15 protein-coding genes and 1 tRNA gene are annotated in these 14,854 nt (G+C 57.5%); 11 read left to right on the top strand and 5 right to left on the bottom strand.

Annotated features, from left to right (window positions below):
- The first annotated feature begins 3 nt into the window (after positions 1–3).
- From B3527_RS10175 to B3527_RS10165, 3 genes are read left to right on the top strand one after another with little or no spacing between them, the layout of a single operon-like run.
- Entirely contained in the window at positions 4–786 is a 783-nt protein-coding gene (locus B3527_RS10175; protein ID WP_290479796.1) for a 2-keto-4-pentenoate hydratase, read from the top strand.
- A 35-nt stretch (positions 787–821) separates the two neighbouring features.
- The gene (locus tag B3527_RS10170; RefSeq protein WP_206991124.1) at positions 822–1,781 is read left to right on the top strand and encodes a phosphoglycerate dehydrogenase; all 960 of its coding nucleotides are present in this window, start codon (positions 822–824) and stop codon (positions 1,779–1,781) included.
- Positions 1,782–1,801: 20 nt separating this feature from the next.
- A complete protein-coding gene (locus B3527_RS10165; RefSeq protein WP_206991123.1) occupies positions 1,802–2,488 on the top strand; it encodes a cytidylyltransferase domain-containing protein in 687 nt (228 codons plus the stop codon).
- Between the two features lie 18 nt (positions 2,489–2,506).
- Here the strand turns inward: B3527_RS10165 and B3527_RS10160 are convergent, their stop codons facing one another.
- Positions 2,507–3,586: a glycosyltransferase family 2 protein gene (locus B3527_RS10160; protein ID WP_290479795.1), complete on the bottom strand. Its 1,080-nt coding sequence runs from the start codon at positions 3,584–3,586 to the stop codon at positions 2,507–2,509.
- A gap of 112 nt (positions 3,587–3,698) precedes the next feature.
- Between B3527_RS10160 and phhA the strand changes: the two genes are divergently transcribed.
- A complete protein-coding gene (phhA, locus tag B3527_RS10155) occupies positions 3,699–4,604 on the top strand; it encodes a phenylalanine 4-monooxygenase (protein WP_290479794.1) in 906 nt (301 codons plus the stop codon).
- On the opposite strand, the gene B3527_RS10150 is transcribed toward phhA, so the two are convergent.
- The gene (locus tag B3527_RS10150; RefSeq protein WP_290479793.1) at positions 4,601–5,272 is read right to left on the bottom strand and encodes a DNA-3-methyladenine glycosylase I; all 672 of its coding nucleotides are present in this window, start codon (positions 5,270–5,272) and stop codon (positions 4,601–4,603) included. The genes phhA and B3527_RS10150 overlap by 4 nt on opposite strands.
- A gap of 89 nt (positions 5,273–5,361) precedes the next feature.
- Between B3527_RS10150 and B3527_RS10145 the strand changes: the two genes are divergently transcribed.
- Positions 5,362–6,318 carry a UDP-glucuronic acid decarboxylase family protein gene (locus B3527_RS10145; RefSeq protein ID WP_034810955.1) on the top strand — a complete coding sequence of 319 codons (957 nt, stop codon included), beginning with the start codon at positions 5,362–5,364 and terminating at the stop codon, positions 6,316–6,318.
- Positions 6,319–6,405: 87 nt separating this feature from the next.
- On the opposite strand, the gene B3527_RS10140 is transcribed toward B3527_RS10145, so the two are convergent.
- Positions 6,406–6,482: transfer RNA gene (locus tag B3527_RS10140), tRNA-Ile, on the bottom strand.
- Positions 6,483–6,623: 141 nt separating this feature from the next.
- On the opposite strand from B3527_RS10140, the gene galE reads away from it, so the two are divergent.
- Positions 6,624–7,685 carry a UDP-glucose 4-epimerase GalE gene (gene galE / locus B3527_RS10135; protein WP_290479792.1) on the top strand — a complete coding sequence of 354 codons (1,062 nt, stop codon included), beginning with the start codon at positions 6,624–6,626 and terminating at the stop codon, positions 7,683–7,685.
- A gap of 61 nt (positions 7,686–7,746) precedes the next feature.
- Entirely contained in the window at positions 7,747–8,544 is a 798-nt protein-coding gene (locus B3527_RS10130; RefSeq protein ID WP_290479791.1) for an SIMPL domain-containing protein, read from the top strand.
- A gap of 5 nt (positions 8,545–8,549) precedes the next feature.
- Here B3527_RS10130 and B3527_RS10125 read toward each other — a convergent pair whose 3' ends face one another.
- Entirely contained in the window at positions 8,550–9,512 is a 963-nt protein-coding gene (locus B3527_RS10125; protein WP_290479790.1) for a KpsF/GutQ family sugar-phosphate isomerase, read from the bottom strand.
- A gap of 93 nt (positions 9,513–9,605) precedes the next feature.
- The gene (locus B3527_RS10120) at positions 9,606–10,721 is read right to left on the bottom strand and encodes a D-alanyl-D-alanine carboxypeptidase family protein (RefSeq protein ID WP_290479789.1); all 1,116 of its coding nucleotides are present in this window, start codon (positions 10,719–10,721) and stop codon (positions 9,606–9,608) included.
- 225 nt (positions 10,722–10,946) lie between these two features.
- On the opposite strand from B3527_RS10120, the gene B3527_RS10115 reads away from it, so the two are divergent.
- The 4 genes from B3527_RS10115 (at position 10,947) to clpA (ending at position 14,749) form a co-directional block, all read left to right on the top strand.
- On the top strand, positions 10,947–11,375 hold the full coding sequence (locus tag B3527_RS10115) for a phasin family protein (protein WP_206991117.1): 429 nt from the start codon (positions 10,947–10,949) through the stop codon (positions 11,373–11,375).
- A gap of 165 nt (positions 11,376–11,540) precedes the next feature.
- Entirely contained in the window at positions 11,541–11,933 is a 393-nt protein-coding gene (locus B3527_RS10110) for a DUF1499 domain-containing protein (protein WP_290479788.1), read from the top strand.
- A 71-nt stretch (positions 11,934–12,004) separates the two neighbouring features.
- Positions 12,005–12,403, top strand: coding sequence for an ATP-dependent Clp protease adapter ClpS (gene clpS, locus B3527_RS10105; protein WP_206991115.1), 399 nt, complete (start codon positions 12,005–12,007; stop codon positions 12,401–12,403).
- A gap of 27 nt (positions 12,404–12,430) precedes the next feature.
- Positions 12,431–14,749 (top strand): ATP-dependent Clp protease ATP-binding subunit ClpA, encoded by a 2,319-nt coding sequence (clpA, locus tag B3527_RS10100; RefSeq protein WP_034810967.1) that lies wholly within the window; start codon positions 12,431–12,433, stop codon positions 14,747–14,749.
- The last annotated feature ends 105 nt before the right edge of the window (positions 14,750–14,854 follow it).

The raw sequence follows: 14,854 nt of genomic DNA, 5'->3' as shown, positions 1-14,854 counted from the left end.
TTCATGAAGCACTTCGAAAATCTTTCCGACGCACTGGTTTCAGCAGCCCGAACGGGCGCCATCTGCTCCCTCCCAACAGACCAACAGCCGGCCGATTACGAGTCCGCCGAAGGCGTGCAGGACTCCTATCTGAGGGCGTTGGGACTGAAAGGCGGCCATTGGAAGCTGGGCGCAAGCAATCAGGGGTCGCGTGACGGTCTTGGGCTGGCACGGCCTTTCTCGGGACTGATCCCCTCGACGAACATGATCTCGTCGGGTGACACTCGGCCCATGACCGACTTCAGGCAGCCGGGCGCGGAATGTGAACTGGCGGTCGTCCTGGGGGCTGACCTGCCGCTGAAGCCCGGTGGATATACGCGCGCTGAGGTGCTGGATGCGGTGGCGCGGACCATTGCCGCGATCGAAGTTCCCGAAACCCGCTTCTCTGCGCTGGCAATCCATGGCGGCCTGGCGCTGGTCGCGGACAATGGTGCAGCAGGTTATGCGGTTGCCGGAGAGGGCGTAGAGGGCGCCGATAGTCTCGATGATCTTGATCGCATGGGTCGGCTGATTGTGGACGGTGTCGTGAAGGAGGAGGGTGATGTCAGGCAGCTGGTTGCGTTGCCGTCTGAATTGCTCACCGATCATGTGAATCGCATGGCAGCGAGAGGATGGGAACATCGGCGCGGCGACGTAATCCTGCTTGGGGCGCTGGCCCCGCGTGTGGGCCTTGATGGGCCTGCCAGAATTGTGGCAAGTGTCGACGGTCTTGGGGAGGCCGAGTTGCATTTCGCAGCCGGTTCGTAAGCGGGATACGCATCTCGGGACAGGAGAAAATTTCAATGAACAACACTGCCTCCGTCGCCGTGCTATCGCGTTCCTTTTCCGCGCATGAAAAGCTGACCGCTGAACTCAATCGCCGCTACAGCGACGTCACTTTGAACGACACCGGGCGCACCTTGGCGGGTGATGAACTCGTCGCCTTTCTGCAGGGCAAGTCCCACGTCGTAGTCGCGCTCGAGAAGATCACCGATGACATCCTTGCGCGGCTGCCTGATTTGAAAGTCATCGGCAAATATGGCGTAGGCCTGAACAATGTGGACCTGCATGCGTGTGAAGCCCGCGGAGTCCACGTTGGCTGGACAGGCGGCGTGAATCGCCGGTCTGTCGCGGAGCTTGTGATTGCACTCAGTATCGCCAGCCTGCGCCATGTGGTGAGGTCACATATGGAAATCGTGGGTGGTGAATTTCGTCAGATCAAGGGTCGTCAGTTGCAAGGCCGCAAAGTGGGCCTGCTGGGGTGCGGACATGTTGGTAAGGAAGTGGCGCGGCTCATGCTGGCGCTTGGCTGCGAAGTCCAGGCGCATGATATTCGCGACCTGTCGGAATTCTGTGAGGAAACTGGCGTGAAAAGCGTTTCACTGGATGAACTGGTCGAGACCAGTGAAGTCCTTTCGCTGCACGTGCCGTTCACACCTGCCACGTCGATGATCATCAATGCCGATCGCCTGGCTCGCATGCGGACTGATGCGGTACTGGTCAATACGGCGCGTGGCGGATTGGTGGACGAGGCAGCGCTGAAGCGCGCGTTGCACAATGAGAACATTGCGGCGGCTGCGTTTGACGTGTTTGAACCGGAACCCCCGACGGACATGGATCTGCTGCGACTGCCGAACTTCATCGCTACAGGCCATATTGGCGGTAGCGCTGAAGAAGCCATTTTCATGATGGGCATGGCTGCGATTGAAGGGCTAGAAAACGCCCAACCTGCATTGAGCCATATTCCAGACTATTTGCGCTAAACCGAAAGGCTTGTTGCCGCATGACCAATATCGCGATGATCCCCGCCCGCATGGGCAGCCAGCGTCTGCAAAAGAAGAACCTGGCGCCGTTGAAAGGCGTTCCGTTGATCGTGCACGCGATCCGGAAATGCCGCGAGGCGGGTGTCTTCGACCGCATCATCGTGAATTCCGAACATCCGGACTTCGGGCCGATTGCGCAAGCCGAGGGTGTTGAGTTCCATCAGCGCCCGGAGGAGCTTGGATCCAACAACGCAACGAGTGAAGACTTCGTGACAGAGTTCCTGAAGGCCAATCCCTGTGATCGCGTGTTCCAAGTACACTCGATTGCGCCATTGCTGACAACCGCTGAGGTGCGCGACTTTGTAAGTGCAATGATTGAAACCGATGTCGACGTGCTGCTCAGCGTGGTCGATGATCAGCTGGAATGCCTCTACCATGATGAGCCTGTGAACTTCACGTTTTCCGAGAAGACGAACTCGCAGGATCTCGATCCTGTTCGGAAGGTTTCCTGGTCTATCACAGGGTGGCGCTCTGCGACATTCCTCGCCGCAAAAGAGTCCGGCGGCTGCGCAACATATGCGGGCCGACGAGGCGTGTTTCCCGTCAACAAGATGGCAGGTCATGTCATCAAGACTGAGGAAGATCTGCGGATTGCAGAAGCCTTGTATGACTTCGTCCATCAAGGCGGTTCGGTTGAGGGTGACTGACGGAGTCTGTCGCCTGTTCTAGTGTGCTTCTCGGGCGATCAGGGGTTGATCCGCGTCAGAAGGCAGGGGCCGGACATGAGGCAGTCTCTGGTTCATGCGTAGTGGATTCCACGTCATCGTGCGGAGAAGGTCCATCATCGAACGCTTTCTCTTCCGAACACGCCAGCGTGGGTCTGACAGGATCGCCGGTAGATCTCGCACGCCGTGCCAGGTTCCACGTAGTGTGGGTTTGAAACATCCGATCATGGCACTCCGGAAAATGAGATACACCGACAGAACGAGATGAACCGGAGCAGTTAGGACCAGCAAAGGAGTCGGCATATTCTTCGCATAGGTCCAGATGCGGTTGCGTGTTCCGTGATAGGATGAAAAGGCGCTGTGGCGACCAGAAATGGCACTGCCCGCATGGTGCACAACCGCATCCTTGAGGAAGACGCATGGCTCCCCTTCAAGCTGCAGGCGGAAGCCGATGTCGACATCTTCGCAATAACAGAAAAAGCGTTCGTCAAAGCCGCCGATACGCAGGAAAAGTTCCCGGTCATACATTGCCGCAGCGCCGCATGGACTGAAGCAGAAGCCCGTATCGGGTAGCTTGGAAGCCGGATGGCCGAAGCCACCCCGCCAAGGAATGCCGAAGATCAAATACGCATCGCCCGCGCCGTCCAGCATATCCGGGTCGTCGAGGCAGTATTGGGTCGAGGCGAACACATGGCAGCCCGCATAGCGCCGGGAGGCGGCTTGAAGCTTCTCCAGCCAGTTGGCGGACGCTGTGGCGTCCGGATTGAGCAATACGAGCCATTGCCCGCGCGCCAGATTTGCCGCCTGGTTGTTGGCCACCGCAAAACCGACATTGTCCGAATTCTTTATGAGCCTGGCTTGTGCGATACCAGAGAGATCCAACGTATCTGGCGATCCGTCGGTCGATGCATTGTCGATGACAATCAGCTCAAAGTCCTGAAGCGTCTGGGTCTTCAGCGAATCGACGGCGGCCTGCAAATACGCGCCCCCATTATAGTTCACAATGATCACAGAGAAGCTGATCGCTGAAGACTTGAAGGGCTTCGGCGCGGCGCTTGCGGGGGAAATTGATTCTGTCATACCGATTACAATTGTACGCCCCACTTCATTCCCGAAACCTTACTGGCATGTTCCCTTAACGCCGTCGACCCGAGTGCTGGAAGCCGCTCAAGAGAGGGGTATATAGTTTCATATGGAACTATATATTGATTTGCTGTACAGTCCGACCATGACAACTTCACCTGCCAAGAATCGTTACCATGACGCTCCGCGCGCCGCTGATTTCACGATCGATCAGGCGTGGGATACCTACAGCGCGGCAGAGCACGACCGCTGGGATCGGTTGTTCCTGCGTCAGCGAGAGATTGCAAAAGGCCGGGCCTCGGAAGTGGCCCTGAAAGCAATGGCAGAGCTTGAACTGTCCGCGTCAGGTATTCCGAACATGGCTGAACTGTCGGACAAGCTGGAAAAGATCACGGGATGGCGCGTTGTGCCTGTGGCGGAATTGGTGCCGGATGAGATTTTCTTTGACCATCTCGCCAATCGCCGGTTTCCGGCCGGGGCCTTTATCCGACCCGAGGCGGAGTTCGACTACCTCCAGGAGCCGGATATTTTTCACGATATTTTCGGTCATGTGCCGATGCTGGCTGACCCAGTATTCGCTGATTTCATGGAAGCCTATGGCAAAGGCGGACAGCGGGCCATGCAACTCGGCCAGTTGCACAATCTTGCGCGGCTCTACTGGTACACGGTCGAGTTCGGCCTGATCCGCGAAGCGGGCGGTCTGCGCATCTATGGCGCCGGTATTCTCTCAAGCCCCAACGAGACCGTGTTTGCGCTGGAGGATGACAGCCCCAACCGGGTCGCCTTCGACCTGCAGCGTATCATGCGCACCAAATACATCATCGACGACTTTCAGCAGACCTATTTCGTGATCGACAGCTTCGATGCCTTGCTCGATGCCTGCTACCAGGATTTCGGCGGCGTCTATGATGAGGTGAAAAGCAAGCCCGACATCGAGGCCCATGAAACCCTGCCAGGCGATGCGCTGATCCATCGTGGATCGCTCGACTATTTTCGCCAGAAGGCGCAGGTCTAGCCGACGCTGAGCGCCAGAATGCGGCTGATCTGGGCATAAGGCAGGCCGCTCTCGGCATGCCAGTGATTGAAGGCTACCTGCACTTTCTTCATCGCGGATTTGGATTTGGCCTCTGGCTTATCCAGCACCTCCTCCCGTACCAGGGCGCGGCAGACATCCCCAGACGTGATCCAGGCATCCCAGCCCGAGAAGCGCAGGAAATACTGCCCCGTCGCTCCGCCAAGGCGTGAGCCGTTTGTGTTCAGGTAGCTGAGAAGCCCGGCCTGGTCGTCAACGGGCCAGGCAGAGAGGAACGCGCCGAAGCTGCCATGCGCTTTGGCGGTGTCCGCCACGAATTTCGCATTCTCAAGCGTCGCCTTGATCTTCTGGCCATTGCGCACGATACGCGTGTCCGACACGAGCTGCCCCAGCATCTCGTCGCCAAAGAAGGCGAGCCTGTTTGGATCGAAGCCCTCGAAGGCCAGTTCAAACCCGTCCCATTTCACATCAATGACTTTCCAGTTGAAGCCGGCATTGAACACGCAGCGCGTCATCGTGGCGAGATACCGGTCGTCGGGTATTTTCTTCAGGGATTTTGCCTGATGGGCATTCTGCGACATCTCAAGAACAGCGGCGCGATCTCCATGATGCTGCGCGGCGAAATCCACGATGCGGTCAAAAGGGTTCATCTGTCAGGCCTCCCATGAGCAGTCTGTCACAAGGCCCGGAAATGTCTAAGAGTCTTGACCCCATAGGGAAAAGCAGGGATCGCTGGGGGATGCATTATGTCCCCCGAATTCTCGTCACCGGCGGTGCCGGCTTTATCGGCTCCTTCCTGTGCGAGCGCCTGCTGGATACCGGGGCTGAAGTGCTCTGCGTGGACAACTTCTTCACCGGTCGGCGCACCAACGTAGCGCATCTGCTCGACAATCCCCGTTTCGAAGTGATGCGCCATGACGTGACCGTGCCGCTCTTTGTCGAAGTGGACCAGATCTACAACATGGCCTGCCCGGCGAGTCCGGTGCATTACCAGTTCGATCCGGTTCAGACGACCAAGACCAGCGTGCATGGCGCGATCAACATGCTGGGCCTGGCCAAACGGACGCGGGCCAAAATTCTTCAAGCCTCGACGTCCGAAGTGTATGGCGATCCGGAGATCCACCCCCAGACGGAAGACTATTGGGGCAATGTGAACCCGCTGGGGCCGCGTGCCTGTTATGACGAAGGCAAACGCTGTGCGGAGACGCTGTTCTTCGATTATTATCGACAGCACAAGGTCCAGATCAAAGTCGCGCGTATCTTCAACACGTATGGACCGCGCATGCATCCGAATGACGGGCGTGTGGTTTCCAACTTCATCGTTCAGGCGCTGAAGGGCGAAGACATCACGCTTTACGGCGATGGCGAACAAACCCGCAGCTTCTGCTATGTTTCGGATCTGGTTGAAGGCCTGATCCGACTGATGAATACGAGCGACGACGTGACCGGTCCGATCAATCTCGGCAATCCCGGCGAGTTCACGATCCGCCAACTCGCCGAGAAAATTATCGAGATGACCGGTGCGCGATCCAAGCTGGTGCACAAGCCACTTCCGCAAGATGACCCCCGTCAGCGCCAGCCGGACATCACCCGTGCGCGCGATACGCTCGACTGGGAACCGACGATTGCGCTGGAGGAAGGCTTGAAGCCGACGATTGCGTATTTTGACGAAGAAGTCCGGGCGATGCTGGGCTGATCCCGCATTTGCGGGCGCTTTGAGAATTTCCAGCTTCAATCTGCTCCGCCGAAGCAGGTTGTGCGCAAAGGCGCTCTCACAGGAAAATGGTGGGCCCGGCAGGATTTGAACCCGCGACCAAACCGTTATGAGCGGTCCGCTCTAACCAACTGAGCTACAGGCCCCAGCGGCCCGTTTTAGCGTGCTTCTTTGGCAAGGCAATGTGCTGTCTGCCACGCTCTTGCGAATTACGTGCGTAAATGTGGCAGATCGTTTGCATGATCATTGGACACGACCTACACGATGGAGTTGGGGACAAGTCAGGGATGTCAAAATTCATGCAAGGCAACTCAAAGCGGATTCTCGTGCCGGGGGGGGCTGGATATATCGGCTCGCACACATGTGTCGAGTTGCTGAACCGAGGATATACGCCGGTAATTGTAGACAATTTCGTCAATTCCAGCATGGCCGCCATCGATCGGATTTGTCAGATTACGGGCGCAAATGATGTGCCGGTCATCGAAGCAGACATTCGCGACACCGACGCCATGATATATGCTCTGCGCGAGCACGAATGCGAGGCCGTGATTCACTTCGCCGGCCTGAAGGCCGTTGGGGAATCGACTGCCAACCCGCTCGATTATTACAGCAATAATGTTCAGGGCTCACTCAGCCTGCTCGACGCCATGAAACAGACGGGTGTCGGACATATCGTGTTTTCGTCGTCTGCTACTGTCTACGGCACACCGGTTTCGCTGCCCTATACTGAAGACCATCCGCTGGCGCCCACCAATCCCTATGGCATGACCAAATATGCGGTTGAGCTGATGCTGAATGACCTCGTCGCATCGGGCGCAGGTATCAATGCGGGCATCCTGCGCTACTTTAATCCTATTGGTGCGCATCCTACCGGTCTGATCGGCGAGGATCCGAACGGGGTGCCGAACAATCTGATGCCGTTCGTTGCCCAGGTGGCGGTGGGGCGTCGCCCCCATCTCAACGTGTTCGGCAATGACTACGATACGCCGGACGGCACGGGTGTGCGCGACTATATCCACGTCGTCGACCTCGCCGAAGCGCACATCGTTGCGCTTGAGAAACTGCTGGAAAGTCCGGACAGTTTCACAGTCAATCTCGGGTCCGGGAACGGCTATTCGGTCCTGGATGTGGTGAAAGCGTTTGAACAGGCAAGCGGTCGGGAGATCCCGCTCAATTTCGCCGAACGCCGTGCTGGCGATTTACCTGCCTATTGGGCTGATCCCTCCTATGCGATGGAACTTCTTGGCTGGAAGACTCGTTTGACGTTGGAAGACATGTGCCGAGATCAATGGGCCTGGCAAAGCGGCAATCCGGAAGGGTATCCGCAACGCGAAGTCGGAGCCGCCTGACGCGAGTTTGACACAATGCGCTGGTAGCCATCGGTCTCGATCAATAAACCGAGGAGACAACATGCGCACTTTCCGGAATCTGTTCATCGCATCCAGCGCCATCGCCCTGGCAGGAACCCTGTCTGCCTGTGCGCAGATGCCGTCCCAATCGGTTCCAACCGGGACGAGCCAGATGACCTACCACCCCAATTCGATCCAGCCCGAAACCACGTTGGATATTTCCGCGACCGCCAATGTGAAGCGCGCGCCGGACATTGCCTACATCACGGCCGGTGTAAACGAGGAAGCCAAGACCGCAGTTGCTGCAATGGCGGCGCAGGCTGAGGCGATGACCAGCATGATGAACGCGCTGAAGTCCGCAGGCGTCGCCGACAAGGACATGCAGACGTCGAACATCTCTCTCAATCCGGTTTACGACTATGTCGAGGAAACCGATGCCAATGGGCGTCGCAACGGCAAACAGGTTCTGCGTGGTTATTCGGCGTCAAACCAGCTGACCGTCAAAGTGACCAATCTGGATGGTTTGGGTGAAACGCTTGATAGCCTCGTTGTCGCAGGCGGTAACACGTTCTCGGGCCTGAATTTCGCGCTTGAAGATGCCAGTGATGCGCGTGACGAAGCGCGGCGCAAGGCCGTTGCGGACGCAACTGCGCGCGCTGAACTCTACGCTGAAGCTGTCGGCATGCGCGTGTCGCGCATCGTCAACATCTCCGAAAGTGGCGGGAATGAACCTTCGCCTGCACCGATGGGCAGGATGATGGCGATGCACGAATCTGCCGATATGGCATCCACGCCGATTTCAGGCGGTGAAATTGGCTATTCGGCCCAAGTAAATATCCGGTTCGAACTGATCAATTAGGCCAATCAGACATAGCCTTCGGCGAGAAGGTCTTTCATGTCGACAATCCCGACCGGGCGTCCATCTTGCACAACGAATGCGTTGGAGATGCGATGCTCGGTCAATCTCTTGATGACTGCGGACATGCGCTCGTCGAGTGAAATCGTGCGGGGCGATGGCGTCATGATCGCGGCGGCATTCCCGGTCAGCTTTCCTGCCAGCATGGCACGTCGCAAGTCTCCGTCGGTGACCATTCCCGCAATCACGCCAGTCGCATCCAGTACGGCCACGCATCCCTTGCGGCCTTCCGAGATGGCCAGAATGACGTCTTCGACAGCCGCGGTTTCGCCGACCGATGGTATATCGTCTGTGCGACTCGCCACATAGTCGCCGGCAGTCTGGAGGGAGCGGCCAAGTTTCCCCCCCGGATGACGGAATCCGAACTCTTCCCGTGAAAAGCCTCGTCGCGCCATCAGGACTATGGTCAACGCATCACCAAGTGCGAGCGCCATGGTCGTTGAGGATGTTGGCGCGAGCCCGTTGGGGCAGGCTTCCGCAACGGTTGGCAGCGTCAGCAATACATCCGACCCCCGACCAAGCGTCGACTCTGCCGCGCGTGACATGCCGATCAGGGGTACCGAATTGGTGCGGCAATAGCGGATCAGATCGACCAGTTCGCGGCTCTCGCCCGAATAGGATATCGCGATCACGACTGAGCCTGGAACGATCATTCCCAGGTCACCATGACTGGCTTCGGTCGGATGGAGGAAGAATGAGGGCGTGCCCGTCGATGCGAGACTGGCCGCGATCTTCTGGCCGATATGTCCCGACTTGCCCACGCCGGCGACAATGATGTGCCGATCCGTGGCCATGATGAGGTCAGCGGCCTTTTCGATGGCCGTGTCCAGACCGGCTTCCAGTTGCTCAAGGGCTTCGCGTTCAATGCGAATTACATTGCGCGCAATATCGATGTCGCTTTCACGGGTCACGTCTGTTCGCTCCTGATGGCTGGAAAGCCTTCTGGGTCAGCCCGCCTGGGCTTGCAAGGGCTGCGTTTCAGATTGGAACCGTGAACTCAGGCGTTACTTCGCGATCTGCATCTGACGCGCTTCGTATTCCGATACGCTCATGATGTGGGTCGTGGGCTGCACAAACGGCTCAACCGGAGTTTCCATCTTTGTGTGTTCGACAATCTCTGGCGTTGGCGCTGGAGCAGGTGCCGTTTCAGCCACGACCAGTTTGTCGTCATCTGCGTCACCGCCACCTTCCGCAATGATCACGCTGATGCGTTTTCCATTCAGCATTGGTTCTGCAGCATCGTTCGGGTGTACAGGCTGCAGGACGCCGGCAAAGGCGAGCTGTGTGTCATGCGCAGGATCGGTGAGCGTCGTAAATGCAGCTTCAACAAGATCCTCGACATGCGCGTTGCGAGACCGGGACGTGTTCCCGCCCAGCATGATCGCAATAATGCGGCTGCCATCGCGCTTGGCAGACGTCATCAGGTTGAATCCGGAGGCGCGGGTATAGCCAGTCTTGATGCCGTCGACGCCGTCTACTTTGCCGAGCAACTCATTATGGTTCTTGTAGGTACGTCCCGCCCACTGGAAGCTGCTGGACGAGAAGTAATGATAATAGTCAGCATGATCGGTGAGCATCGCATCGGCCAGGATGGCCAGGTCACGCGCGGTCGTCAGCTGCTGTGTGTTGGGCAGGCCCGACGCGTTCATGAAGCGGGTATGGTTCATTCCGAGCGATTTGGCCTTCACAGTCATCAATTGGGCAAAGCGGCTTTCGGTGCGCCCGAGACGCTCAGCCACAACCACAGCGACATCATTGGCTGATTTGCTGACCAGCGCGCCAATTGCGTCGCGAACTGTCATGGTCGAGCCGGTGCGAAGCTTGAGGTTTGAAGGGGGTTGGCTCGCCGCGTGGCGCGAGACAACGAGCCGCTCATCCAGGGTGACCTCGCCGGTCTTCAGCGCGTCAAACAGCATGTAGAGGGTCATGACCTTGGTGAGGGAGGCCGGATAACGCGCTTCATCGGCATTGCGGGCATGAAGTACTTCATGAGTATCCGCATCGATCACGATGGAGGCGTACTTTTCGGCGTGAGCAGATTGGGCAAACAGGCCTGCCGCCATCAGCGCCACCGCTATAGTGAGTGCTTTCAGGACAGGTGGTAGTGCGAGCCGCATCATGTTCTCTCCAAAAATGAGTTAACCCCGGCACCCGAGGATTAAACTAGAGTCCGTCAAATCGGTTGACCACATCTTAACGCAGGCCCCAGCCTCACAAATCTGTAATCAGGTTTCAAGCCTTGCAATTTTCATGCGAATTTAAAAATGCTGCGCCGCACAATAATTGTTGCAATTGCTCGGATTTTACGCTACGTTAGGGTATCCAGCGTGAAAAGGATCCTCCCCATGGCGACAACAAAAAAGACCACTCCCAAGTCTTCTCCGAAAGCCAAAGCGGAAGCGCGTGTGGCAGATTCGGCAACAAAAATGATTGATGAAGGCATGGAACAAATGACAGGTCTCGCAGGCAAGTTCGGTGGTTATGCGGAAGGCGGCATGAAAGCCCTCGCAGAACAAGCAGCATCTTCTTCGGAAATGATGCGCACGATTGGCGCCCGCAACATGGACTTCTTTGCTCGCACGCTCGAACAGGGTGTCGAAGCCACGCAGTCGCTGACCGGCGCAAAGGATCCACGCGAAGCAATGGAAATACAGTCCGGCTTCGCCAAGAACCTTCTCTCGGCTTACACGTCCGAAGTCAGCGCACAGGCTGAACTCTGCATGTCTGCTTGGCGCGACGCGACGAAGCCGTTCATGGCTTTTGCACCCAAGTAAGCGCTTTCTTGTTTCCCGGCCAGGCTAGCGGGCTCTGGGGCGTAGAGTGGCGTAGATAATTTGAGCCGGGCCTGTTTGGCCCGGTTCTTTTTTTGCCCGGACTTTGTTCAATGTCAGATGCAGAATGCGCTGGCGAATCCGTTGCGCTTGCTCCTACAGTTGTGCATGACCGATTTTCTCGATTTCCAAACCCTTCAGCGGCCCAAGTCGCCGAACACGTATCTGGTTGCACCGGCGGGCTTTGCTGACCAGGCTAGCCCGGACGAAGAAGGCCCGATTTTCTTCTGCAGCACAGACAGTCTGTTCAGCCAGGTCGAGGCCCTTGTGGCCATGCGCAAGGACTGGAGGCTGAAGGCGCTCGACGCCCAGGCGGGTCGCATCAGCTTCATCGCGGTATCGAAACTGTTCAAATTCAAGGATGATGTGGATATTGCCATCCTGCCTTCAGACGGGAAATCCACGCTCGCAGTCTATTCTGCATCCCGCGTGGGCTATAGCGATATGGGCGCGAATGCGAAGCGCGTGAATGACCTCCTCACCAGTCTCCAGGTGACCTGAATTCAGGCAGATTGTGCTTTTGCCGCGTATCCGCTCTTCAAAGTCGGGCAAGAACGTATATCTTGGTAACTATGAGCGGTGACCTGAACCATTCCAGCACGGATCCAATACGGCTAAATCGGCCCGGACCCGGCGACCCACCAGGGGGCGGGCAGGCTGGCGATGATGATGGGACGAATTTCGGTCTGTCCACGCAAACGCGCGTACGGACCAAGAAGCCGTCGCTCTACCGTGTGCTTCTGTTGAATGACGATTACACGCCGATGGAGTTTGTCGTCTACGTCCTGGAACATTTCTTCAATCGTTCCCGGGAACAGGCCACGCGCATCATGCTTCATGTCCACCAAAAGGGCGTGGGGTTGTGCGGTGTCTATACTTACGAAGTGGCCGAAACAAAGGTCGCGCAGGTATTGGACCTTGCCAAACGCCATGAACATCCTCTCCAATGTGTCATGGAGAAAGACGACTAGAAACACTCACTCCGGAAGGCCAGTCACTTGCCACGTTTGTCCCCCTCCCTAGAGACCGCACTCGAAAAGGCCCTGACGTTCGCGTCAGAGCGTGATCATGAATATGCCACACTGGAACATTTGCTTCTGGCGCTGACGGAAGATGAGCATGCCCGCGAAGTGATGGGCGCCTGCAAGGTCAACATTGACGCCCTCAGCGCCGACCTCAGCCGATACATTGATGAAGAGCTTTCCAGCCTGACAGTGGATGAAGGCGAAGGCCGCGTTCAGCCGACCGCTGCGTTCCAGCGTGTTGTCCAGCGCGCCATCCTTCACGTTGAGAGCTCGGGCCGCGACGAAGTTACCGGCGCGAATGTGCTGGTCTCGATCTTCTCTGAACGTGAAAGTCACGCTGCCTACTTCCTGCAAGAGCAGGACATGACCCGTTATGACGCGGTGAATTTCATCTCGCATGGCGTGGCCAAGCAGCCGGGCATGTCGCGCCCATCCAGTCCACGCGGTGCGGAGGCTTCGGAAGAAGAGCCGGTCAAGCAGGGTCATGAGGCGCTCGACGCTTACTGTGTGAACCTGAATGACAAGGCGCGCTCCGGCAAGATCGATCCGTTGATCGGCCGGGACATGGAAGTGAACCGCTGCATTGAAGTGCTCTGCCGTCGCAGCAAGAACAATCCGATCCTCGTCGGCGATCCCGGTGTGGGCAAGACGGCGATCGCCGAAGGCCTGGCCAAGAAGATTGTGGATGGTGAAGCCCCTGAGATCCTGGATGAGGCTGTCATCTGGTCGCTCGACATGGGCGCCCTGTTGGCCGGTACGCGCTATCGCGGTGATTTCGAGGAACGACTCAAATCCGTGATGAAGGAATTGGAGCAGCAGGAAAAAGCTATCCTGTTCATTGATGAGATCCACACCATTATCGGCGCTGGGGCGACCTCCGGCGGCGCGATGGATGCGTCAAATCTGCTGAAGCCTGCGCTTCAGTCCGGTGGCCTGCGTTGCATGGGGTCGACCACCTTCAAGGAATACAAACAGCATTTTGAAAAGGACCGGGCCCTGTCGCGCCGGTTCCGCAAGATCGATGTGGTTGAGCCAACTGTTCCGGATACGATCAAGATTCTCACGGGTCTTAAGTCCCGCTTCGAGGATTTCCACGGCCTGCGCTACACGAATGATGCCATCAAATCGGCAGTTGAACTCGCAGATCGCTACATCACCGACCGCAAATTGCCGGACAAGGCGATTGATGTGATCGACGAGGCTGGCGCCGCGCAGTGGTTGTTGCCTACGTCGAAACGCAAGAAGACGGTGGGGCAGAAGGATATCGAGGCTGTCGTGGCCAAGATCGCCCGCATCCCCCCCAAACAGGTTTCGACCGACGATGCAGCCGCGCTCAAATCACTGGAGACCGATTTGCAGCGGGTCGTGTTTGGCCAGAACGATGCCATCACGGCGCTTTCGGCAGCCATCAAACTCGCGCGTGCCGGCCTGCGTGAACCGAACAAGCCAATTGGCTCGTACCTGTTCACCGGTCCAACCGGCGTCGGCAAGACCGAAGTTGCCAAACAACTCGCCTCCATCATGGGCGTCGAGATGCTGCGCTTCGACATGTCGGAATATATGGAGCGTCACACCGTTTCTCGTCTCATCGGCGCGCCTCCGGGCTATGTCGGCTATGATGAGGGCGGCCTGCTGACCGATGGCGTCGACCAGCATCCGCACTGCGTGCTGCTGCTCGACGAAATCGAGAAGGCGCATCCGGACCTGTTCAACATCCTGCTTCAGGTCATGGACAATGGCACACTGACGGACGCCAATGGCCGCAAGGTAGACTTCCGGAATGTCATCCTGATCATGACAACGAATGCCGGGGCGTCCGATGCCTCGAAGAACTCCATCGGCTTTGGCCGTGGCAAGAAGGACGACGAGCAGGAAGAGGCACTCAAGCGTCTGTTCACGCCGGAATTCCGTAACCGTCTTGATGCGACGATCACTTTCGGCGGCCTGACGCCAGAGATCATTGATCGTGTGGTCGAGAAGTTCATTCTTCAGCTCGAAGTCCAGCTGGAAGATCGCAACGTCTCCATCGAGATCACCAAGCCTGCACGCGACTGGCTCGCCAAGCGCGGCTTCGACGCCGACATGGGCGCCCGGCCGCTGGCGCGGACGATCCAGGAACACGTCAAGAAGCCGATGGCGGAAGAACTCCTGTTCGGCTCGCTCCAGAAGGGCGGCGTGGTCAAGATCGACATCGACAAGAAGGACGAGGAAAAGCTCGCCTTCAAATATGTTGCCGAGAAGCCGAAGAAGAAGCCTGTCGCCAAGAAAGGCTCTGCTGAAGAGCCGGCATAGAATACTGGCAGTATGATTTCAGAAATGCCCGCAACGTCCTGTTGCGGGCATTTCTTTGCCTGCGATCTGAAGACGGTGGCCGAAGTCGCATCAACCTTGTGCAGG

Source organism: Hyphomonas sp. UBA4505, assembly GCF_002388685.1.
Classification (GTDB): domain Bacteria; phylum Pseudomonadota; class Alphaproteobacteria; order Caulobacterales; family Hyphomonadaceae; genus Hyphomonas.
Note: the sequence above shows the minus strand (reverse complement) of the source record. Positions and strands in the feature narration are given on the sequence as shown.